Origin of the sequence: Microbacterium marinum, assembly GCF_014204835.1 — a bacterium.
GTDB classification, from domain to species: Bacteria; Actinomycetota; Actinomycetes; order Actinomycetales; family Microbacteriaceae; genus Microbacterium; species Microbacterium marinum.
This window is the reverse complement of sequence record NZ_JACHMD010000001.1, coordinates 2,889,291-2,907,352: the sequence shown is the minus strand read 5'-3', so window position 1 is coordinate 2,907,352 and position 18,062 is coordinate 2,889,291. Positions and strand designations below refer to the sequence as shown.

23 protein-coding genes are annotated in these 18,062 nt (G+C 64.3%); 12 read left to right on the top strand and 11 right to left on the bottom strand.

Annotated elements, in window-relative coordinates:
- Window positions 1–12: 12 nt before the first annotated feature.
- The 3 genes from BKA24_RS14345 to BKA24_RS14335 all read right to left on the bottom strand — a co-directional run bounded on the left by BKA24_RS14345 (window position 13) and on the right by BKA24_RS14335 (window position 2,478).
- Window positions 13–207, bottom strand: a complete 195-nt coding sequence (locus tag BKA24_RS14345) for a MerR family transcriptional regulator (RefSeq protein WP_184219697.1) — start codon at window positions 205–207, stop codon at window positions 13–15.
- Between the two features lie 91 nt (window positions 208–298).
- Window positions 299–1,300, bottom strand: a complete 1,002-nt coding sequence (locus BKA24_RS14340) for an IS481 family transposase (RefSeq protein WP_184219694.1) — start codon at window positions 1,298–1,300, stop codon at window positions 299–301.
- Window positions 1,297–2,478, bottom strand: a complete 1,182-nt coding sequence (locus tag BKA24_RS14335) for a Cmx/CmrA family chloramphenicol efflux MFS transporter (protein WP_019157638.1) — start codon at window positions 2,476–2,478, stop codon at window positions 1,297–1,299. The genes BKA24_RS14340 and BKA24_RS14335 overlap by 4 nt, the downstream gene beginning before the upstream one ends.
- A gap of 567 nt (window positions 2,479–3,045) precedes the next feature.
- Between BKA24_RS14335 and BKA24_RS14330 the strand changes: the two genes are divergently transcribed.
- Together BKA24_RS14330 and BKA24_RS14325 are read left to right on the top strand one after the other, a co-directional pair.
- Window positions 3,046–4,686 carry an ABC-F family ATP-binding cassette domain-containing protein gene (locus BKA24_RS14330; protein WP_184219691.1) on the top strand — a complete coding sequence of 547 codons (1,641 nt, stop codon included), beginning with the start codon at window positions 3,046–3,048 and terminating at the stop codon, window positions 4,684–4,686.
- The gene (locus BKA24_RS14325) at window positions 4,683–5,948 is read left to right on the top strand and encodes an MFS transporter (RefSeq protein WP_071329986.1); all 1,266 of its coding nucleotides are present in this window, start codon (window positions 4,683–4,685) and stop codon (window positions 5,946–5,948) included. The genes BKA24_RS14330 and BKA24_RS14325 overlap by 4 nt, the downstream gene beginning before the upstream one ends.
- A 101-nt stretch (window positions 5,949–6,049) precedes the next feature.
- Here BKA24_RS14325 and BKA24_RS14320 read toward each other — a convergent pair whose 3' ends face one another.
- The 4 genes from BKA24_RS14320 to BKA24_RS14305 all read right to left on the bottom strand — a co-directional run bounded on the left by BKA24_RS14320 (window position 6,050) and on the right by BKA24_RS14305 (window position 9,713).
- Complete coding sequence (locus BKA24_RS14320; RefSeq protein WP_071329987.1) at window positions 6,050–7,144, bottom strand: hypothetical protein; 1,095 nt, start codon at window positions 7,142–7,144, stop codon at window positions 6,050–6,052.
- Window positions 7,145–7,887: 743 nt separating this feature from the next.
- Window positions 7,888–8,163 carry a helix-turn-helix domain-containing protein gene (locus BKA24_RS14315; RefSeq protein WP_246367108.1) on the bottom strand — a complete coding sequence of 92 codons (276 nt, stop codon included), beginning with the start codon at window positions 8,161–8,163 and terminating at the stop codon, window positions 7,888–7,890.
- Window positions 8,164–8,213: 50 nt separating this feature from the next.
- On the bottom strand, window positions 8,214–9,356 hold the full coding sequence (locus BKA24_RS14310; RefSeq protein ID WP_071330019.1) for a tyrosine-type recombinase/integrase: 1,143 nt from the start codon (window positions 9,354–9,356) through the stop codon (window positions 8,214–8,216).
- A 93-nt stretch (window positions 9,357–9,449) separates the two neighbouring features.
- Window positions 9,450–9,713, bottom strand: a complete 264-nt coding sequence (locus BKA24_RS14305) for a glutaredoxin domain-containing protein (RefSeq protein WP_343066136.1) — start codon at window positions 9,711–9,713, stop codon at window positions 9,450–9,452.
- 157 nt (window positions 9,714–9,870) lie between these two features.
- Here BKA24_RS14305 and BKA24_RS14300 point away from each other — a divergent pair, with 157 nt between their 5' ends.
- The 4 genes from BKA24_RS14300 to BKA24_RS14285 all read left to right on the top strand — a co-directional run bounded on the left by BKA24_RS14300 (window position 9,871) and on the right by BKA24_RS14285 (window position 11,767).
- On the top strand, window positions 9,871–10,491 hold the full coding sequence (locus BKA24_RS14300; RefSeq protein ID WP_184219688.1) for a hypothetical protein: 621 nt from the start codon (window positions 9,871–9,873) through the stop codon (window positions 10,489–10,491).
- 211 nt (window positions 10,492–10,702) lie between these two features.
- A complete protein-coding gene (locus BKA24_RS14295; protein WP_184219685.1) occupies window positions 10,703–11,320 on the top strand; it encodes a hypothetical protein in 618 nt (205 codons plus the stop codon).
- Window positions 11,321–11,396: 76 nt separating this feature from the next.
- Complete coding sequence (locus tag BKA24_RS14290; RefSeq protein ID WP_184219683.1) at window positions 11,397–11,606, top strand: hypothetical protein; 210 nt, start codon at window positions 11,397–11,399, stop codon at window positions 11,604–11,606.
- Window positions 11,603–11,767 carry a hypothetical protein gene (locus BKA24_RS14285; RefSeq protein WP_184219680.1) on the top strand — a complete coding sequence of 55 codons (165 nt, stop codon included), beginning with the start codon at window positions 11,603–11,605 and terminating at the stop codon, window positions 11,765–11,767. Before BKA24_RS14290 ends, BKA24_RS14285 begins: the two co-directional genes overlap by 4 nt.
- A gap of 190 nt (window positions 11,768–11,957) precedes the next feature.
- Here BKA24_RS14285 and BKA24_RS14280 read toward each other — a convergent pair whose 3' ends face one another.
- A complete protein-coding gene (locus BKA24_RS14280; protein ID WP_184219677.1) occupies window positions 11,958–12,263 on the bottom strand; it encodes a hypothetical protein in 306 nt (101 codons plus the stop codon).
- A gap of 166 nt (window positions 12,264–12,429) precedes the next feature.
- Complete coding sequence (locus tag BKA24_RS14275) at window positions 12,430–12,654, bottom strand: hypothetical protein (protein WP_184219674.1); 225 nt, start codon at window positions 12,652–12,654, stop codon at window positions 12,430–12,432.
- Between BKA24_RS14275 and BKA24_RS14270 the strand changes: the two genes are divergently transcribed.
- The 3 genes from BKA24_RS14270 (at window position 12,628) to BKA24_RS14260 (ending at window position 14,265) form a co-directional block, all read left to right on the top strand.
- Window positions 12,628–13,044 carry a hypothetical protein gene (locus BKA24_RS14270; RefSeq protein ID WP_184219671.1) on the top strand — a complete coding sequence of 139 codons (417 nt, stop codon included), beginning with the start codon at window positions 12,628–12,630 and terminating at the stop codon, window positions 13,042–13,044. The two genes, BKA24_RS14275 and BKA24_RS14270, sit on opposite strands and share 27 nt — an antisense overlap.
- A gap of 47 nt (window positions 13,045–13,091) precedes the next feature.
- Complete coding sequence (locus BKA24_RS14265) at window positions 13,092–13,418, top strand: hypothetical protein (protein WP_184219668.1); 327 nt, start codon at window positions 13,092–13,094, stop codon at window positions 13,416–13,418.
- Window positions 13,419–13,716: 298 nt separating this feature from the next.
- Window positions 13,717–14,265 (top strand): DUF6461 domain-containing protein, encoded by a 549-nt coding sequence (locus tag BKA24_RS14260; protein ID WP_184219664.1) that lies wholly within the window; start codon window positions 13,717–13,719, stop codon window positions 14,263–14,265.
- Window positions 14,266–14,514: 249 nt separating this feature from the next.
- Here BKA24_RS14260 and BKA24_RS14255 read toward each other — a convergent pair whose 3' ends face one another.
- Window positions 14,515–15,078: a DUF305 domain-containing protein gene (locus tag BKA24_RS14255; protein WP_246367107.1), complete on the bottom strand. Its 564-nt coding sequence runs from the start codon at window positions 15,076–15,078 to the stop codon at window positions 14,515–14,517.
- Complete coding sequence (locus BKA24_RS14250; RefSeq protein ID WP_184219661.1) at window positions 15,030–15,431, bottom strand: four-helix bundle copper-binding protein; 402 nt, start codon at window positions 15,429–15,431, stop codon at window positions 15,030–15,032. The genes BKA24_RS14255 and BKA24_RS14250 overlap by 49 nt, the downstream gene beginning before the upstream one ends.
- A gap of 406 nt (window positions 15,432–15,837) precedes the next feature.
- Here BKA24_RS14250 and BKA24_RS14245 point away from each other — a divergent pair, with 406 nt between their 5' ends.
- The 3 genes from BKA24_RS14245 to BKA24_RS14235 all read left to right on the top strand — a co-directional run bounded on the left by BKA24_RS14245 (window position 15,838) and on the right by BKA24_RS14235 (window position 17,972).
- Window positions 15,838–16,122 carry a transposase gene (locus BKA24_RS14245; protein ID WP_184219658.1) on the top strand — a complete coding sequence of 95 codons (285 nt, stop codon included), beginning with the start codon at window positions 15,838–15,840 and terminating at the stop codon, window positions 16,120–16,122.
- Window positions 16,123–16,166: 44 nt separating this feature from the next.
- A complete protein-coding gene (locus BKA24_RS14240) occupies window positions 16,167–16,994 on the top strand; it encodes an IS3 family transposase (protein WP_343066135.1) in 828 nt (275 codons plus the stop codon).
- Between the two features lie 111 nt (window positions 16,995–17,105).
- Entirely contained in the window at window positions 17,106–17,972 is an 867-nt protein-coding gene (locus BKA24_RS14235) for a F510_1955 family glycosylhydrolase (protein ID WP_184219655.1), read from the top strand.
- Window positions 17,973–18,062: the final 90 nt, after the last annotated feature.

Genomic DNA, 18,062 nt, shown 5'->3' with positions numbered 1-18,062 from the left:
AGAGGCCGTCGATCAATCCGACTCACTCATCGCTGCCACCACGCTCTCCCGCACGTACCGGATGAGCCCTCGCCCGACGTCGTAGAAGTCGGGTCCCGCGCCAGCTGCTCGCATCGTCCGAAGTTCGGACAGGTCGACTCGCAGCGCCTCCGCGGCCTCCGCCGGCGTGAGCAGCAGCGGACCGTCGGCGACCGCCCCCGCCCTCATCGAGCAGCTCGCTTCTTGACCGGCGGAGAGTCAATATTGAGGGTTGCGCTATTCGCAAGCACGTCGATCCGCTCATGCCTTTGAGCGACAGCTAGCTGTATGAGGCCAGCACGTTGTTGACGTGCGTCGGCGTCGCCAGTGCGGGTGGTTGTCCGTCGTGTGCGCCGTGGGGTCGGTGGTAGTTGTAGTGCTGGTTCCAGACATCGAGTGCTGCGGCGCGTTCGTGTTCTGAGCGCCAGGTGCGTGCGTAGAGGAACTCCTCGGCGAGGATGCGGTTGTAGCGTTCGATCTTTCCGTTGTGTCGCGGCGTGTAGGGCGTGATGCGCTGGTGTCGGCTCTCGCCCATGGCAGCAGCGAATGCGCTGGCCCGGTAGCAGGCGCCATTGTCGGTCACGATGCGCTCAATGTGGGTGATGCCGTGCGCGGCGAACCATGCTCTCGCGCGATCGAGGAACGCAACTGCGGTCACTGCTTTCTCATCGGACAGTGCTTCCGTGTAGGCGAGTCGGGAGTATCCGTCGATCGCAGAGTGGAGAAACACGTATCCAGTCTTGGCACCTCTCTTCTTCGTCCGCGCGACCTTCTTTGCTTCGATGCTGCCCTTGCCGTGCACGCGCCAGCCGCCGCCGTCCGGGATGCGTCCTGTCTTCTTCACGTCGATGTGCATCATGTGTCCGGGGCGCTCAGCGACGATCTTCTGCGGTTCTCGGTTCGTTGCACCGGTCGGGTCGATGATCTTCCGGCGATTCAGCCCGAGGTGTGCGAGTAGGCGCGTGACCGTGCGGCGGCTGACGGAAATGCCACGCTGATCCAGCTCGAACGCGATACGTGAGGCTGACCACTTGTGATGGCGTCGCATGGCTTCGATCATCACCACGACTTCGTTCCGCGTTGCCGTTGGCTGACGGATTGGGGTAGACGCACGATCATGCAAGCCGACCTCACCGAATCGGCGGTATCGTCCGACCCATTTGGATGCGGTGGCTCGGGAGATGCCCATCTCGGCGGCGACATGCGCGAGGGGTCGAGTCCGACAGCGTTCGATAAGTCGGCGACGACCCTCGACCGTCAATGGCGAGTTCGCATGCGTCACTTGACCACTTCTCTCTCGGCGGGTGCGACCAGTCGAAGAACGGGAATTGCGAGCAGCAATGCGGCTGCGGTTACGATGACGGCCACCCACACCGGCCCGAGCGCGCCGGGCATTACACCGAGTGCGGCAGCGGCGAGGACTGGACCTGCTGCTGCACCGACGTTGAGTGCCGCGGTCGCATACGAACCCGCCATGGTGGGCGCACTCGCCGCCGCATAGAGCACTCGCGTGATCAGCGTGCTCCCGACAGCGAACCCCAACACCCCCTGAGCGAATACGAGCCCGAGCAGGGCAACGGGGTTCGTCGCGAAGAGCGCCAACGCGACCCACCCGAGCACAAGAACGCTTCCACCGCCCACGATGACGATTCCGGGTCGGGCATCCGACAGGCGTCCCGCAACGGTGACTCCGATGAAGGAGCCGACGCCGAAGAGCACAAGCGCTACCGACACCCACCACTGGCTCATGCCGGCGGTATCCGTAACAATCGGCGCAAGGAAGGTCAGCGTCGCGAAGGTTCCGGCGTTCACCAGGGCAGCCAGCAGCATCGTCAGAAGGAGGCGCGGGGAGGCAAGCTGGGCTAGCTCCACCCGCAGCGAGGTCGAGAACGACTCCTCCCTTGGCGAGTCGTCAGCTTGAGCGGTGAAGCCCGCGGCGATGCCGATCGCAGCGGGGACGCAGAGAAGAGCGATCGCCCAGAACGTCGACTGCCAGCCGAGTGCCGTACCAAGCAGAGTACCCGCGGGCACGCCGGCGACGGTTGCGACGGTGGTGCCCGCCAGCAGAATCGCCACGGCCCGACCTTTGGCGTCGGGTGCCACGAGTTTCGTCGCCGCACCCAGCGCGACCGCCAAGAAGCCTGCGTTGACGACCGCCGCGATCACACGCGTGATGAACAGAACAGTGAAGTCCGGTGTGAGTGCCCCGACGACATGGGACAGCGCGAACACGATCACACAACCCAAGAGTGTCGCTTTCACGGGGAGGCGACGAGTGAGCGCGGCCATCGCAGGTGCGCCGATCACCATCCCTGCCGCGAACGCCGATGTCAGGAGACCAGCTGTCCCCACGGAAACGGCGAAGTATGCGGAGATGTCCGGCACGAGGCCGGCGAGCATGAATTCGGAAGTACCCATGGCGAAGACCACCAGGGCAAGAAGATAGAGAGCAAAAGGCATCGAGATAGCTCCGAAGCGAGAGTACGAACAAGAGAACGTCTCGTCACCACGGTCAGCGCCCAAAGGACACCCGAATGTCGTGCTGCGCGCAGCACTGAACGGCAGAGAGCTAGGGGCTCAGCGGAGGTGAGGGGCTGACGGCGTGACCGAAAGCCCCTGAGTGTCCGATTCAGGGCTCGACATACGCCTCATCGTAGCCGTCTGCGTCGCCACCCCCAAAGAACGTCAACAACCTCATGGCCAGCAACAGCTAGCAGATCGTCGTCCGCCGAGTGTGGTGGGCTTGTACCTCTCCTCTGTTGCGGAGATCTCCGGGCAGGCGCGTCCCGCTGACGAGAGCCACAAACTCCAGGCGGAGTCTCTTCGGTGGTTGCTCTGATCACGTCGTTCGATACACTCGGAATGTGCATTTGTACTTCCTGTGACGGCTGAGTAAGGCCTACCGCGCTCGTTGAGTCATCCGAGCCTGCGGCGGCCGCTCGTTCTCGACCCTGCACGGGTCGCCGTCACCTTGCGCACCCTCGCACGCTTCATAGCCGTGCGGTGCGTCGTTTCCGAAGGATACGAATGCTCTCCCTCAACACCCCTCTACCAGCGCGCCATCGCGCGCAGCTCATCGCCTCCGACGTCTCCGTAACGCGCGGAGCCACCCCCGTCCTCAGCCACGTCGACCTCACGGTCACGGCCACCTCGCGAGTAGCGATCGTGGGCGAGAACGGCCGGGGGAAGTCGACGCTCCTGCACGTCCTCAGCGGCGCTCTCACCCCGGACAGCGGAGTAGTGCAGCGACTCGGGACGGTCGGCATAGCCGAACAAGAGATGCCGACCGGCGGCAACCGCACAGTGGGCCAGGCGGTCGCGGAAGCGATCGCGCAGCCGCTCGCCGCCGTTGCGGCCCTCGATTCGGCCGCGGTGTCACTCGCCGCAGGCGTCCCCGGCGCCGAAGAACGATACGCCGCCGCATTGGAACACGCCGAAGTCCTCGATGCGTGGGATGCCGAACGGCGGGTGCAGATCGCGTTGGAAGCACTCGACGCCGAAACGGAGCCATCCCGGCGCCTGGACGACCTCTCCGTCGGGCAGCGCTATCGAGTCCGTCTGGCGTGCCTGCTCGGCGCCGACGACGATTTCCTGCTCCTCGACGAACCCACAAATCACCTCGATCGAAGCGGCCTCGAGTTTCTGACCACGCAACTGCGGTCGCGAAACGGCGGCGTGGTCGTCGTCACCCATGATCGCGCGCTGCTCTCCGACGTCGCGGAGACGATCGTGGACCTCGACCCGACCCCGGATGACCGGGTGCGCGTGTACGGCAACGGTTATGCCGGCTACCGCGAGGGCCGGCGCGCCGAGCGCGAACGGTGGGAGCACGAATTCGAGCGACAGCAGACCGAGCTCGCGCGGCTGCAGGACAGTCTCAGCTCGGCGCAGAACCGACTCGTCTCGGGGTGGCGACCAGAGAAGGGAACCAACAAGCACGGACGGGCCACGCGCGCGGGCGGGCTCGTGCAGAGCGTGCATCGCCGGCAGGAGCAACTCGAAGCGCACGCGGTGACTGTTCCCGAGCCGCCGCAAGTGTTTCGCTTCCCGGAGCTTGCGACCCGAACCGGAGCGGTGCTGTTGAGCGTGGAGGACGTGACCGTGACCGGCAGGCTTACGCGCCCGGCGGCGTTCTCTCTGTCACACCGCGGGCGTCTCGTAGTGACCGGACCCAACGGGGCCGGCAAGTCCACACTGCTGAGCGTCGCAGCGGGAGACCTCCGCCCGGACACCGGCACCGTTCGTCGCCCGCAGAACGTGCGGCTCGCTTTTCTGCGCCAAGAGTCGGAGCTGCCGCTGGATCGTCGCGCGAGCGAGTTCTACGCAGCCCACGTCGACGCGCTCGTTCCATCGCGTGAGGCAGTCGGTCTCTCGCAGCTCGGGCTCCTGCGCGCCCGCGAATCGAGCAAGCGGATAGGTGAGCTGTCGATGGGCCAGCAACGGCGCCTCGAGCTGGCCCTGGTGCTCGCCACCAAGCCGCACGTGCTCTTGCTCGACGAACCGACCAACCACCTATCGATCGCGCTCGTCGACGAACTGACCGACGCGCTCAACGCCACCCAAGCGGCTGTTGTCGTATCCACCCACGACCGGCAGCTTCTCCGCGACGTCGAAGGCTGGCCGGCACTGCAACTGGAAGCTACGACCGAAAGCGAGGCGCTCGTATGACCCGCGAGACTCCCGACCGGCTGCGGGCGCTGCGCCCTCTCGCTACCCGCGACTACCGGCTGCTGTTCGCGGCCGTCGGTATCGAAGTCTTCGGCACCGGCATGTGGACCATCGTCATGGTGTTTCAGGTGCTCGCACTCGACGACAGCCCCCTTGCCCTGTCAGCCGTCGCTACCGGGCTCAGCCTCGGCCTCTTCGCTTTCTCGGTCCTCGGCGGGGTGGTAGCCGATCGCTTCTCGAAGCGGCGGATCATCATCACCGTGCAGGGACTCACCGCGGCGGTCATGGCCGCCGTCGCGGTGCTGTCCCTCACGGGCGCGATCGAGTTGTGGCATGTCGGGCTCGCCTCGTTCGCCATGGGCGCGGGTAGTGCGTTCTTCTACCCGGCCTACAGCGCCTACCTCCCCCAAGTACTACCGCCCGAACAACTGCTCGCCGCAAACGGGCTCGAAGGGGCTCTCCGGCCCTCGATGGGGCAGGGCCTCGGACCCGCCCTCGGAGGGATCATCGTCGGGGCGTTCTTCCCCGCCATCGGAGCGGTCATCGTCGCCGCGTCCTACGCAGTCGCGTTCGTCATCACACTGTTCCTCAGCCGCCGGGAGGAAACCACCGAACCGGAACAGTCGCAGCAACGCACGAGCGTGTGGGGCGACCTCAAAGCCGGGGTCCGCTACGTCGCCCGCACCCGCTGGCTGCTATGGACCCTGATCTTCGGATCATCCCTCGCGCTCATCATCCAGGGCCCAATCGAGGTACTTCTCCCCTTCCTCACCCGCGACCGATTCGACGACGCCGAAGCAACGTTCGGACTACTACTCGCCGCCTACGGAATCGGAGGCGCCATCGGATCGCTCATCGTGTCGTCACTCAAACTGCCCCGGCGATACCTGACACTGATGATCGGCCTCTGGGGCGGCGGAACCCTCCCGCTCGTGCTCATCGGCCTCGCCAACAACCTAATAGTGATGCTCGCCACACTGTTCGCGGTCGGAGCTGCCACAGGAGCCGGCGTGGTGATCTGGGGCACACTGCTTCAACGCCTCGTGCCACCCGAAATGATCGGCCGTGTCGCCAGTCTCGACTTCTTTGTCTCCATCGCGTTCATGCCCGTCTCGATCGCCATCGCCGGGCCCCTATCGCTGATCGTGCCGATACCAGCCATCTTCATCGTGGCCGGCGTCGCGCCGACGCTGCTCGCCATCGTCGCGCTTCTAGCCGGACGCATGCGGGACGTCGAGACGAGACACCCCCTGGACACTTGACCCAGCGCCGCACTGCGTCCCTGATTGTTAGCGTCCTGGAAGGAATTGACTCGGCTTGGAGTTCTCGGGCCGCGGCTGCCTGAACCCACTCCGATGTGCCCTCAGCGGGGGAGGAAATCTGCTCTCGCGGCGACGAACTCGGAATTGTCGCGTTGCGAGAACTGCGACCATCGGCTCGCTGTCTGCGGCGTGATTCCCATCTGAACGGCCACGATAGCGGCGGGGAGGTCGCTAGCGAGGGCGAGCATGGCGTAGTTCCGGGCGATCCGCGGGCTGACCCCGGCCCGCGCTATCCACCGTCCGAGGGTCGTGGGATGGATCGGCTCGTGGTGTCGTCGGGGAGATGGGAATAGATACGATCCCTCACCGGCTCGCCGAGTCGCCCCCGGATTCTGCTCAGCTTCTTTCACGAGCTGCGCGAAGAGTTGAGCGACCGAGTTCGGGATCTCGATGGGTTCTGTCGATAGCGCGAGATACGTTCGTCCTCCGGCTGTACTGGTGTCGACAGTGGTGAGCCGGTGGATGCGGTCGGTTCGAGCTCCGTAAAGGAGCACGAGCAGCGCGGCAACCCTGGTCGCGAGGCTCACCGTGTCGTCCGACCCGGCGATAAACGTGCGGACCAGAGCGTGATGCTCGTCCTCCCCGCTGACCTCGCTCGGCCTGGCCTGCTGTCCGCGCTCGACGCGGAGTCCCGGATACTGGCCGGTGGACCTGAGCCACGAGATGAACGGTGCGATGTCGCCGGTGCGGGCTGCGTTGCCGCCGACCCACCGGTCTAGGACCTCCTGTGTCAGCGCGGAGAAGCCCGCCCCTTCTTGCTCGACGTGCTGCAGGAGTCGCGCGGCCGCGCGGATCCGTTCACGCGCGGAATCTGCGACACCGACCGTGGTACGGCGGCGTCCTGCCCGCCGCCGCACAGTCCGCAGCACCTTCCATTGTGCATAGGGAGTGATCTCGGCGGCATGGTGTGAAGGAAGCTGGATCAGGTACTCGTCGACCCATGTTTCGAGCCGCTCAGTCTGCTCATCTCGTACCGGGAGAACGCCGACGTCGACCAGGAGCGCACGGAGATGATGTCGCGCCTGCCCAGGCGGACACGCGTCAACGCGCGCATGCGTGATCGACTCTTCCGACCCGATCGCTCGGAGCAGAGCTCTCGGGGTGGGCTTGAGCAGCCATCTCATGGTCGAGTCCACGCGACCTCGATAAACGAGCGCGTCCGGGAGCCCGGCCAAACGCCCGGGGATCACCCCCGTCGCGGACGCGAGGAGGTCGCCGGCGGCTCGAACGACGGAGCAGCGGATGCAGGTGTTCTCGAAGTGCTGCTCACCCGGGGCGCCACACGTGGCACAGACGTAGTCGCGCGTCGACCCTGCACACGGCCCGCAAACGCGCTCCCCTCGGTCATCGCGACCGATGAGCGCTTTCACCTGCCCACAAGACCCGCAGCCGTCGGGGTGGCGGAGCTCGCGTCGATAGCACACGCCGCATATAGACCCGAGGGGCCAGGTCGTATGAACCGCGCGCTTCTCACCGCAGATGGCGCACTCGGCGATGGGGGTGCGGTAGCAGCTGTGGCACAGATCTGCTACGCCATTCTGGTGGCGGGTTGCGACGCGTCGCTCCCGTCCGCATTGTCCGCACGCTCTGACCGGTGCGGAGTAGCAGCGCTGGCAGAGATCCTGACCGTCCACGATGGCGGTGACGTGATCGACACGGCCGCATCCCGCACACGCCCGCTTAGGGCGCGCGCAGTGCCCGCAGAGTGGTGCGCCGTCCTCGGCTCGAGCGCTGGGCGCACGGATGCGACCACAGCGCGAGCACTCCATACGTCGGCTGACGTTGTAGCACGGTCGGCAGAGCCCTCCACCGTCGGGGAGTCGTTTCACCCGCGGGGCGCGGCTTCCGCACTCGGAGCAAGGATGCTCCGGCACCACGGTCATTTCGAATGCCCGGGCCGATTGATCGTCGTTCGGCGGGCGGATACTCGGCTCTTCCGCGGGATGACTTCCCCGGAAGCCTTCCTGGCGGACGCCTCGACGATGCGGGGTTCGATGAGGTCGTTGGGTGTGCACTCAAGGATGTCGCACAGCGCGATCAGCGTAACCATGCTCAGGCGCTGCGGCTGACCCGTCACCAGCCGGTAGGTCTGCTCCCGGGAGAGCGCGACACCACGCTCAGCGAGCAGCGGCTGCAGGTCCGTCGTGGCGAACATTCCACGCTCCGCCATCTTCGCTCGCAGATGCCAGACGTAGTCCATCTCTTTCACCGTGCTGCCTCCTCGAAGTCGGCGCCGTAGCGGGTGTGAATAGCTTGGGTGAGCAGCCGGTTCCGGTACTCGTTAGAGACGCCGACGTAGATCGCGGTCGTCGAGGAAAACGAGTGCCCCACCTGCTCCTGAATGAACCGCTCCGGGTAGTCGAACTCCACCAGGTGCGTCACGTACGAGTGCCGCAACGAATGCAGATCCAACGAAGAGTCGATCCCCGCGGCATCACGAGCTGTACAGAACGCTTCGTTCGCCGCACGCCTGCTCAGCCTCGTGCCCCGTTCGGTCACCCACAGAGCAGGCGACGAACTCGACGATGACGACAACGCCGGCCGAACCTCATCGAGGTAGTGCGCCAGCGTCTCCGCGATCCAGCCCATCTCCGGAACGGTGAGCACCGTGCGCCGCTTCGACGGGCCCCCGCGGCTCGCTTTGCCATGGCGCACCGACAGTGCACCGAATCGGTCTAGGTGCGGCAGCTTCGCGTTGCGGCGGAGATCCACGAGATCAAGCATGACCGCCTCACGTCTTCGCAACCCGAACGCATAGACGCACTTGAGAAGCGCGGCGTCCCGCACGGCCTGAACCGCACCCTTTCGCCGTCGCGACAGGATCCGTGCGGCGAGCCCGTCGGCCGCATCGAACAGCGCCTGGACTTCGTCGAATGTCAACGGTCGCCGCGCGGCATCGCCCTCGTACTCGCTGACATGCACAATCGAGTTGTCCTCATGGAACACCTGTCTGGGTGCAGCGCCAAAACGCGCTTCACACTCGGACAGCCAGGGATATCGAGGATCAGTGATGTACTCGCAGAACATCTTGATGTCGATCTCGTATCCACGCAGCGTCGATAGCCGCAACGGCTTCACGCCCGAGCGCAGCTCACTGATCCACGCCTCCGCCTCCGCCGGCGTCCATTGCCACGGGTACATACCCGTGAAGTCCACGAACCGGCGCACGAGCCGCTCTCTCGCCGCAATCGTCGGAGCCTTCAAGAAGCGAGCAATCTGCTGGGCTCGCCACCCATTCAACATCCCGTCGAGCACGGCTCCCTCAGGGTCAAGATGAATGACATTCCGCGCGGAGACGAGCCGCTGCGCAGACGATGGATCAACTTCCAGCACATCCTCATGATGCATCCAATACAACATTGATGCAAATGAAGTACTCTGGGTGATCAAGAGTGGCGCAGAGACCCCCGGCCCCCTCGACATCCTTCTTGAGCTCAGGCTCTACCGCGCGGGCGATCGCGCTTCGCGCGTTGCATCGGATGGCAATATTGCTCGTTTGGCGACGTCGTCGATCTTGTCGGGACGGAACCCCGACCATGACTGATCGACCGTTTCCACGACGGGCGCCTGCAGGAACCCGGCTGCCTTGAGCCTCGCCAGCGCCTCGGGATCGGTTGACAGGTCGACGACCTCGCACTCGATCCCGGCGGCTTCGAGTGCGCGCATCGTGGCCGTGCACTGCACACACCCCTCGTTCGAGTACACGGTGAGCGGTTCACACGCCCATTCTCCCGCGCAACTCGCGGCGGCTGGCCACCCCGCACCTTCTTGATCAACACGCCCTAGCGGCCGGTCAATAAAAGTGGTGGAGATTCTCCCAAGTCGCCTCTATGGCAGAGGTGCATGTATTGGGGGGATTTCAATGAAGAAAAGAACGGCCGCAACCACATTCGCTGTCATTGCGGCGCTCGCGATCGGGCCATCAACGGCCGCGATCGCTGACGACGGCTCTACACCAACCAACGATGAGAGCAGCTACAGCTACACGGCACCCCTGGACATCGTGGCCTACGATGCGGAGGTCGCTGAAGCCCACGGGTATCGCATTGAGACCGACGAGAACGGCGAGCAGTACTCGGTGCCGGTCACGCCGGAGGCCATCGCGGAGCAGGAGCGCGACGAGGCGGCAGCCGAGTCGATGGTGCAAGCCCGCGGAACGGTCTACGGCAACTGCGGCACTTCCTCCCTTACAGGGTTCAAGAGCCGCAACGACACCGTGACGTTCAGCACGAGCTTCGCCATCTCTGGTTCTGTCGCAGAGTACGACTGGCGGGTGAACGTATACGGGTTCATCAGCAACAACTACTGGAGCACTTCGGGCTTTGGCCCCCTCGCCGGCGGCACGAAGTCGTGGACTGGTGCCATCCCTGGAGTTGTCGGGCCGGGAACCGCGAGGGTTCCAGCCAACTCTGCACAGGCAGCGGTGATCAAGACCAACGGTGCTGTGTGCTGGTCGGGAGGGCCTTCATTCGGCTTCGATTGACATCGACATCACGCACAGAGGGGTTCGGCATGCCGAGCCCCTCTGTTTCGTCATTGGGGATCATTCCGGCTCACTCAACCGCGGGCAAGCCGAAAACGTCCGCCAGAACCCGGTAACGGGTGGCGTTTGCGGCGCGCCATATTGAGAGCGTCGCGAGAGATCGCCAGAAACGATCGTTTCCGGCCGACGCGCCTTGCGCAATGATGATCGCGTGAGATCGCAGCGAGAGATTGCCGGGACGTGGTCTTGGCGCGCTCGCCTCCCGCTCGTAGTGTCGGTCGCGCTCCTGACTGGAATCGTCGTTGGTTGCGCCGCAGATCCGACAGACGCTGGCCTGCAGAAAGGCATCATCTACTCCGTTGACACGCTTATCGACGATGCGAGGTCGGAACTCGCGATTGGGCGGTTCGGCGACGTGGATGAGTTCGTCCGCGCTAATGGGATCAGCCTTGACGACGCGTCAGCGAATAGGGACTCCACTGGTCTGCCCTGGCTACTCGCGCAGAATGTCGACGCCGCGGAACTCGAGGCGCGTTTCGCTGCCTTCCCTGCCTCGGGCGTCCGCGACCCGATCGTGCTCGGCGTCGCCGCCGGGAGGGCTAGCGGCACTGTGCACCTGTTCGTGCGGATGGGCACTACAGACAGTGTGGGATTTGGTTCATATCTGTACGTCTACTTTGTCTGCGTCGACGTGGACATCGATCTCGATAGCAAAACTGCAAACGGTCACCGAGTAGGTTGCCCTGCGTTGCCGGCGGCTCTGACAAAAGATGCGAAGGAGCTCCCAAATGAGGCCGCAATCCTCGGTCAGGATTGGCCGCAACAATAGGCCTCGACACCGCCCGCGGACTGGCTCGACGATTGTGACGGGATCGCTACGCCTGTATACCTGCCATCATCGTCCAATGACCCTACGGTTAATTGTCATCCTCCTGCTCCTCATTGGCGGAGGAGGCGTCGGCGTGGGCTTCGGCCTGGCGATCGTGTTTGACCTTCCGTGGGGATGGCTGCTCGTCGCCGGGGGCGCGATCGCCCTGATTCCGGGGTTCATTCTCTTCGTGCGACTGAGACAGCGTGACGCGCCGCAGACGACTCCCGGAGACCACCGACCGTGACCGGTTCACAGAAGTGGGGCGGATTGGTGATGGGGATTCTCTTCGCGCTGATCGGCCTGCTTCTCGGATCCTCATTCGCGGGATTGGTTCTGATCATTGGCGGTGCGATCATCGCCGCCGTTCACGCGGGGTTGCTCCTCCTCGCTCGTCGCAAAAGGTGAGCGGCACAGCTGGCCGTCTTCGCCAGCCCGCACTGTTATAGCCGCGCCAGAAGCGTCGGCCAGGACCCAGTAGCGGTTGCCGTTTGCGGCGCCCCGAGTTCACCATCTCGAGAGCATCCGCCGAAAACGATCGTTTCTGGCGACCGCTTTCGCGATATCGGTCGTGCGCATGGTTCGTTCCGAGGCACTCTCACAAGTTGCACCATGAAAGGCGGCTGACCACCCACGGGGCGGTCACGGCAGACCGTTCTGCTTCCTCACCCCGCTCGAGGGTCTCTATGTCCCCGACTGCGGGATTCCATTCGAGAACGTGGCCCCAGCCGACGACGAACCAGGACTCGGACGACTGTTCGTGATCGTCACCACCGCAGGCGGCGATCCAGTCGCCGTCATACTCCCGGATGACGAGAAGGACAGGGCGAGAGCGATCGAGAACGTGCGAGCAGACGTAGGAGGCCAGATCAGCCGCCTGTGCGCTGGGAGCTTCAGCACTCATGCCCCGATCCTCCTACGGTTCGCTACGTTAGGTGCACTTCGACGACGTGCGCGTCTGCCCGAGCGTTAGAGCCGACCAGCCTGAGGGACTGCAAGGAAAACGATCGTTCGCACCGATGTGTCCCGGACACTGTGGATCTGTGTCGGAGGCACGCTGCCAATAGGTCTCATCTCAGGTTCAGGCAGCGGCCGGTAGCTTCATCGGTCAGGATGATGCCGTGCGCAAAAAGAACATTCGCCGCAAGCTCCGCGAAGCTGTCCGCGGGTCCAATCTCGTCAGGATTGATCGCGTCTCTCGCCCATCGCAGACGGTCGAAGGATTCATCGTCAGCGTCGGCAAGCGCTGGGTGCTTATCCAACAAACAATGGATGGCGGCTTCTTCGACGGACACGTCGCGATCCGAATCGACGAGATCCAGCGCGTGCGCGAAGACTCGAGCTTCGAGTCCGCATTCGCACGCACACAACCGGAGTGGCCGCCCGCGCAACCCCACGGCTCGCGAGACCTGGACCTCGACACGACGCCCGGCCTGCTCGCATCACTGACCAGCTCAGGGCAGTTGTTCGGCATTGAGCGGAGCAAAAAGTACGACGCAACGTGGATCGGCGTCCTCGACGAAGTCTCCCCGCCCTGGCTCTACATGCTCGAAGTGCGACCGGACGCCACGTGGCACGACGTTCCCTACGGGTACCGTCTCCGGACAATCACCCTCGTCTTCGTGGGAACGCACTACCTACGCGGCCTCTCGGCGGTCGCCGAACCGGCCCCAATCACTTCCTGACATCCATCGACACTCCGGACAAGGTCGGACTCGATCTGCCGCGCGCGATGTCAGACATTGCCGGGGCCGGTCGGAGACACAAGACTCGAACGACGCGAATCGAGTGGATCGAGAATCCGCAGTCGCTGCGCATCGGCGACGGTTCTGTCCTGACGCGCAAGCATCGGCTCACGGGTTCCAGGGCACGTCAGCTCAGCGGGTCGCGGCGCGTGGTCACAAGCGACTTCCCTCACCTGGAAGATGTCACTGACGACCGCGACCGGATCCAAGCGATGCTCAGCGATTACGCGGAGGAGTCGGAATTGTCCACCTACACCGCCTCCCTCTACTCGGGCGACGGGAAGGTGATTGTCGTCTTCGACTATGCCCACTGACTCATGGCCAGGTTCCGTCCGGCGTCACCGCCGACAGAGTCCGAGAGACCTCACCAGAAACGATCGTTTTCGGCGGCGCAGCTTCCATCGACACGGCTGCCCGCGTTGATACCAGGCAACTTCAGCTGAGATCGCGGTGGATCTCGGCAGTCGCGGTTGTCGCGGGCCGAGCAGGAGGGAGAGAACCCGCCTTGTCGCCCGGCTGAACGCCGCGTGTGCCGTTGTCATCAGCCAGAATGAGGAGGAGCCATCGATGAGAACGGCATGATCGCGCGGCATTGCACAACGGAGGATCTCGATGTCTGACTACCCATGGGCTGACAACGGCGAACTCGTCGCATGCATCTCCGTCGCTGTAGCGCCCTCGACTGAAGACGCTATCTGTGCCCTCCAGCCGGACCCCGTGGAGGTGATGAGCTACGACGAAGCACGAGACGTTGCGTGGAACGGGAGCGAAACGGACGTCGTGAACGCCATCACAATCGAATCGGGACGCCACGTCATCATCTGGGAAGAGAACGGATACCTTGGGTCGACCGAAGAACCGTTCCAACGTCTCGCCGAGCCCGGTCCTGCCGGCAGCCTGTTCGTGAACGTCAACGCTGTCTCACGACTGATGCTCGGCCGTGGAGGCAGGATCGAAAGAGAGTTTGGCCCGCTGTTCCGACGCGACAGCGACGAGGGCGAGGGTGCCCCCCTCGCCGCCGAGGCATCCCTCGACTGGAGCATGGGCCACTACCTCTCCTCCTCCCTACGTCTGATAGCCAGCTACACCGGCCTCGATGAGCCGTTCGACCCCGAATGGTTGGACTCTTCCCGGGCCCGCCACTGGCTCCTGCGATACTGACCGGGTCGCTTCTCGGAACGACTCAGCACGCGCCCTGAACCTTCTCGAGTCGGCCGGAAACGTCCGCCGAAACATGGTTGCGATCATGGTTTCCGGCGCGATAGTCCAACCAGACACGGCACCCATACCGAAAACGATCGTTTACGGCGGTCTCGCCAAACCTCCACGCGTACCGCGTGCGGGGTCAACCTGGACACCGCTGGACCCGCGGCGGGTCCGGAGTCCGAGCGCGCCCCCTCTGACAACTGACTAGTTGTTGAGCCGCTCGAGGATGTCGTTCATCTGGTCGATCTCTTCTTGTTGTGAAGAGATGATCTTCTTGCACAGGTCTTGGATTTCCGTGTCGCTGATGTCTGACTGCTCACATACCAGAATCGCTCGCGAATGGTGCGGGATCATGGAGCGGAGGAACTGGTCGTCACCGACGAAGGCTTCTGCGCGGCCCATGAAGAACGCGACGAGAAATAGTGCGGCGAAGCCTACGAGCAGCCCGACGTTCACTGCCTTGTTCGGGAACATCTTCCACATGACGATGAGCATGATGATGCCCATGGGGAACACCATCATCAGAGCCATGTATAGGTTGCTGATGTTGAGGAAGAGGTCATCGAGGACGTTGATCATCGCGAACGTGAGGAAGTACATCACGACGAAGCTGAGCGTCAGGGAGATGGCGAGTTTGAGGTAGCCCGACATCCCGCCGTGGTCTTGTTCGTGCGATTCCGGTACGGGCGGGCGTGCACCGTTGTCGGCGTGGTGTTGTGTCATAGCGTCTCCAGCAGAGCGGTGCAGGCTTGTTCGCAGCGCCGGCATGCCTCGGCGCAGATGATGCAGTGCTCGTGCATGGTGTGCTGTTCGCACTCGTTGACGCAGCTCGTACAGGCCGTTCGACAGGCTTCGAGCGCGGCGCGGGTGAGGTTGGCGTCGTACCCGGTGTGACGGGAGAGGATGCGGGCTGTGGCGTCGCAAAGGTCTGCGCAGTCCAGGTTTGTGCGGATGCATTTGGTCAGGTCAGCGACCATGTCCTCGCTGAGGCAGGCGTCGGCACACGCGGTGCATGCTTGCGCGCATTCCAGACACGCGTCGATGCACTCAGCGAGCTTCTCCTGATCGATTCCGCCTAGGTCTTTCGGGTAGGTGCGGAGCATTTCCTCGGTAGTAGACATGAGGGGGTCCTTTCGTGAGCCACGAGTTTCGTGAGCCACGAAGCTACGCTCGCGTCCTCCACTCATTGAGGCCCTTGAGTACCCCGCCGGGGCGTGGTAGCTGTGGCGGGCCGCGTTCGCGAGTCTCCGCCGCGACTCCGGATACTCGGGACAGTACGGCCGACGAATCGCGTGGCGCAGCGTGAGTGACGTGCAGACAAGTACTCACGTCGGGAATGGAACCGGAACCACTTGAGTTGCATACCCCCAGGGGGTATCTTCGAATCATGAACGGGTGTGACGGAAACAAGGACGATCTGCGCAAGCGGTTGAACCGTGTCGAGGGTCAGGTGCGAGGGATGGAGCCTGACCCGCTTTTCCGGACGCCTGAGTTGAGGCGATGATCGTCTCGGAAGGAGTCCGTGAGATGCCTGCTGCCCACCCGCCGGAGTTCCGGCGTCGAGCCCTGGATCTGGTCGCCCAGGGAAGTCCCGTCGCGCAGACCGCGCGTGATCTCGGGATCAGCGAGTCCTGTCTGCGGAACTGGATGAATCGGGACGCGGTCGACTCTGGCCGCAAGCCCGGCATGACCAGCGATGAGCACCGTGAGCTTGTCGAGTTGCGGCGCCGGAACCGTGTGCTGGAGATGGAGATTGAGATCCTCAAGCGCGCGTCGGCCTACTTCGCGAGGGAGAACGCGCTCCCAAAATAGGGTTCCGGCTGGTCCAGGAGCTCGCCGCGGACGGTGTTCCCGTCGTGGTGGCCTGCCGGTTCCTGAACGTCTCGAAGTCTGGCTTCTACGAGTGGGTGCGTCGACCGCCATCACCGCGGGCTCTCGCGGATGCGGAGCTGACGATGACGATCCGTCGCATTCACGCTGATTCCCGCGAAACCTATGGTGCTCCTCGCGTGCTGGCGGAGTTGCGACTCGGGCTCGGCGTTCACGTCGGCCGGAAGCGCGTCGCGAGGCTGATGCGGCGGGAGGGGCTGGTCGGTGTCTCGCATCGCCGCAAGCGGCGCGGCTGGAAGCCGGACACCGCCACGCACGAGGACCTCGTGAAGCGGCAGTTCCGCGCCGACGCGCCGAACCGGCTCTGGTTCTGCGACATCACGCAGCACCGCGCGAGGGACGGATGGGTTTACTGCGCCGCCGTGATCGACGCGTTCAGCCGCCGGATCGTGGGCTGGTCGATCTCGGATCGGATCACTGCAGAGATCGTTGTTGACGCGCTCGAAATGGCCCGGTGGCGCCGCCGCCCCGAGCCCGGAACCGTGGTCCACGCGGATCGAGGAGCGCAATACACCTCGTGGCTCTTCGGGCACCGACTCCGCCAAGCGGGTCTCCTCGGCTCGATGGGCAGAGTCGCCTCAAGCGTCGATAACGCCCTCATCGAGAGCTTCTGGTCAACGATGCAGCGCGAGCTACTGGATCGCACGTCCTGGGACTCAAGGACGCAACTCGCGTCGGCCATGTTCGAGGGGATCGAGGGGTTCTACAACCCTCGCCGCCGGCACACCAGCCTCGGCAACCTCAGCCCCGCCGAATACGAAGCCCTTCACACCGCCGCCGAAATCGCGGCATGATCAACACACAAGAACCGTCCGGGAAACCGGGTCAGGCTCCCAACCCTGTGATCCATGAGGTGGGGTGCGGGACTCCCGCACCCCACCCAGTGATCTGTTGCGCACACCATCATGCGAACCCTCACGAACTCTCCCCTGCCCACTATCCGTCGACCACGCCGTGCAACGCTAACGATCGCGACCACACTCGCGGCCAGCATCGCGCTGGCCGGGTGCACAGCGCCCGCCGAGCCCACCACCGGACACGACCACGCCACCACCATCGAACACGTCCACGCGATCGTGCCTGACCCCGCCGGAGACGGCTACCTCATCGGCGCCCATGACGGGATCTACACCGCCACACTCGACGGCGAAATCGGCGACCGCGTCCCGAACACCGACTTTGACGCGATGGGCCTCACCGCCATCGGGGATACCCTCATCGCGTCTGGACACCCCGGGCGAACAACGGCCCCCGAACTCGGCTCCCCCAACCTCGGAATCATCCAAAGCGACGACAGCGTCCGATCCTGGTCGCCGGTCTCGCTCACCGGCGAGAAGGACTTCCACGTCCTCGCCGCCGGCCCGGACAACACCCTGTACGGGCTTGCGTCAGACTCCATCGAACTACTCCGCAGCGACGACACCGGACAGACATGGTCGCCAGCCGGGGAAGTCGTCGCGGTCAGCCTCGCCATCGACGCCACCGGGCAACTGTTCGCCGCCACCCCAGACGGGCTGCAGGTCAGCACCGATGAGGGTGCCACGTTCACTACCCTGAACGATGCACCGCTGCTCTACCTCCTCGCCGCCTCCCCCGATAGCAAGCGCCTCGTCGGTGTCGGCAACGGTGGACAAATCTGGGTCAGACCCGCAGCAAACGCGGAGTGGGCACCCGCCGGCACCACCCACGGTGCCGCACAGGCGATCACCATCACGAACGACGGTGACATCTTGGTCTTCGATCAGAGCGGACTCACCGCGCTGCCCCGCTGAGCACGATGGTTCACCGAAACTGCCTGCCGAAACAGGATTCCGGCAAACAGTAGCGGCAAGCTCCCGAGCGCCCAGGGACTGCACCGACCA

Excerpts from the sequence above, each read along its gene's own strand:
- BKA24_RS14345 (WP_184219697.1), bottom strand. The coding sequence starts at position 207 with ATGAGGGCGGGGGCGGTCGCCGACGGTCCGCTGCTGCTCACGCCGGCG.
- BKA24_RS14335 (WP_019157638.1), bottom strand. The coding sequence starts at position 2,478 with ATGCCTTTTGCTCTCTATCTTCTTGCCCTGGTGGTCTTCGCCATGGGT.
- BKA24_RS14330 (WP_184219691.1), top strand. The coding sequence starts at position 3,046 with ATGCTCTCCCTCAACACCCCTCTACCAGCGCGCCATCGCGCGCAGCTC.
- BKA24_RS14325 (WP_071329986.1), top strand. The coding sequence starts at position 4,683 with ATGACCCGCGAGACTCCCGACCGGCTGCGGGCGCTGCGCCCTCTCGCT.
- BKA24_RS14315 (WP_246367108.1), bottom strand. The coding sequence starts at position 8,163 with ATGTTCGCCACGACGGACCTGCAGCCGCTGCTCGCTGAGCGTGGTGTC.
- BKA24_RS14310 (WP_071330019.1), bottom strand. The coding sequence starts at position 9,356 with ATGCATCATGAGGATGTGCTGGAAGTTGATCCATCGTCTGCGCAGCGG.
- BKA24_RS14300 (WP_184219688.1), top strand. The coding sequence starts at position 9,871 with ATGAAGAAAAGAACGGCCGCAACCACATTCGCTGTCATTGCGGCGCTC.
- BKA24_RS14290 (WP_184219683.1), top strand. The coding sequence starts at position 11,397 with ATGACCCTACGGTTAATTGTCATCCTCCTGCTCCTCATTGGCGGAGGA.
- BKA24_RS14280 (WP_184219677.1), bottom strand. The coding sequence starts at position 12,263 with ATGAGTGCTGAAGCTCCCAGCGCACAGGCGGCTGATCTGGCCTCCTAC.
- BKA24_RS14270 (WP_184219671.1), top strand. The coding sequence starts at position 12,628 with ATGGATGGCGGCTTCTTCGACGGACACGTCGCGATCCGAATCGACGAG.
- BKA24_RS14265 (WP_184219668.1), top strand. The coding sequence starts at position 13,092 with ATGTCAGACATTGCCGGGGCCGGTCGGAGACACAAGACTCGAACGACG.
- BKA24_RS14260 (WP_184219664.1), top strand. The coding sequence starts at position 13,717 with ATGTCTGACTACCCATGGGCTGACAACGGCGAACTCGTCGCATGCATC.
- BKA24_RS14255 (WP_246367107.1), bottom strand. The coding sequence starts at position 15,078 with ATGCCGGCGCTGCGAACAAGCCTGCACCGCTCTGCTGGAGACGCTATG.
- BKA24_RS14250 (WP_184219661.1), bottom strand. The coding sequence starts at position 15,431 with ATGTCTACTACCGAGGAAATGCTCCGCACCTACCCGAAAGACCTAGGC.
- BKA24_RS14245 (WP_184219658.1), top strand. The coding sequence starts at position 15,838 with ATGCCTGCTGCCCACCCGCCGGAGTTCCGGCGTCGAGCCCTGGATCTG.
- BKA24_RS14235 (WP_184219655.1), top strand. The coding sequence starts at position 17,106 with ATGCGAACCCTCACGAACTCTCCCCTGCCCACTATCCGTCGACCACGC.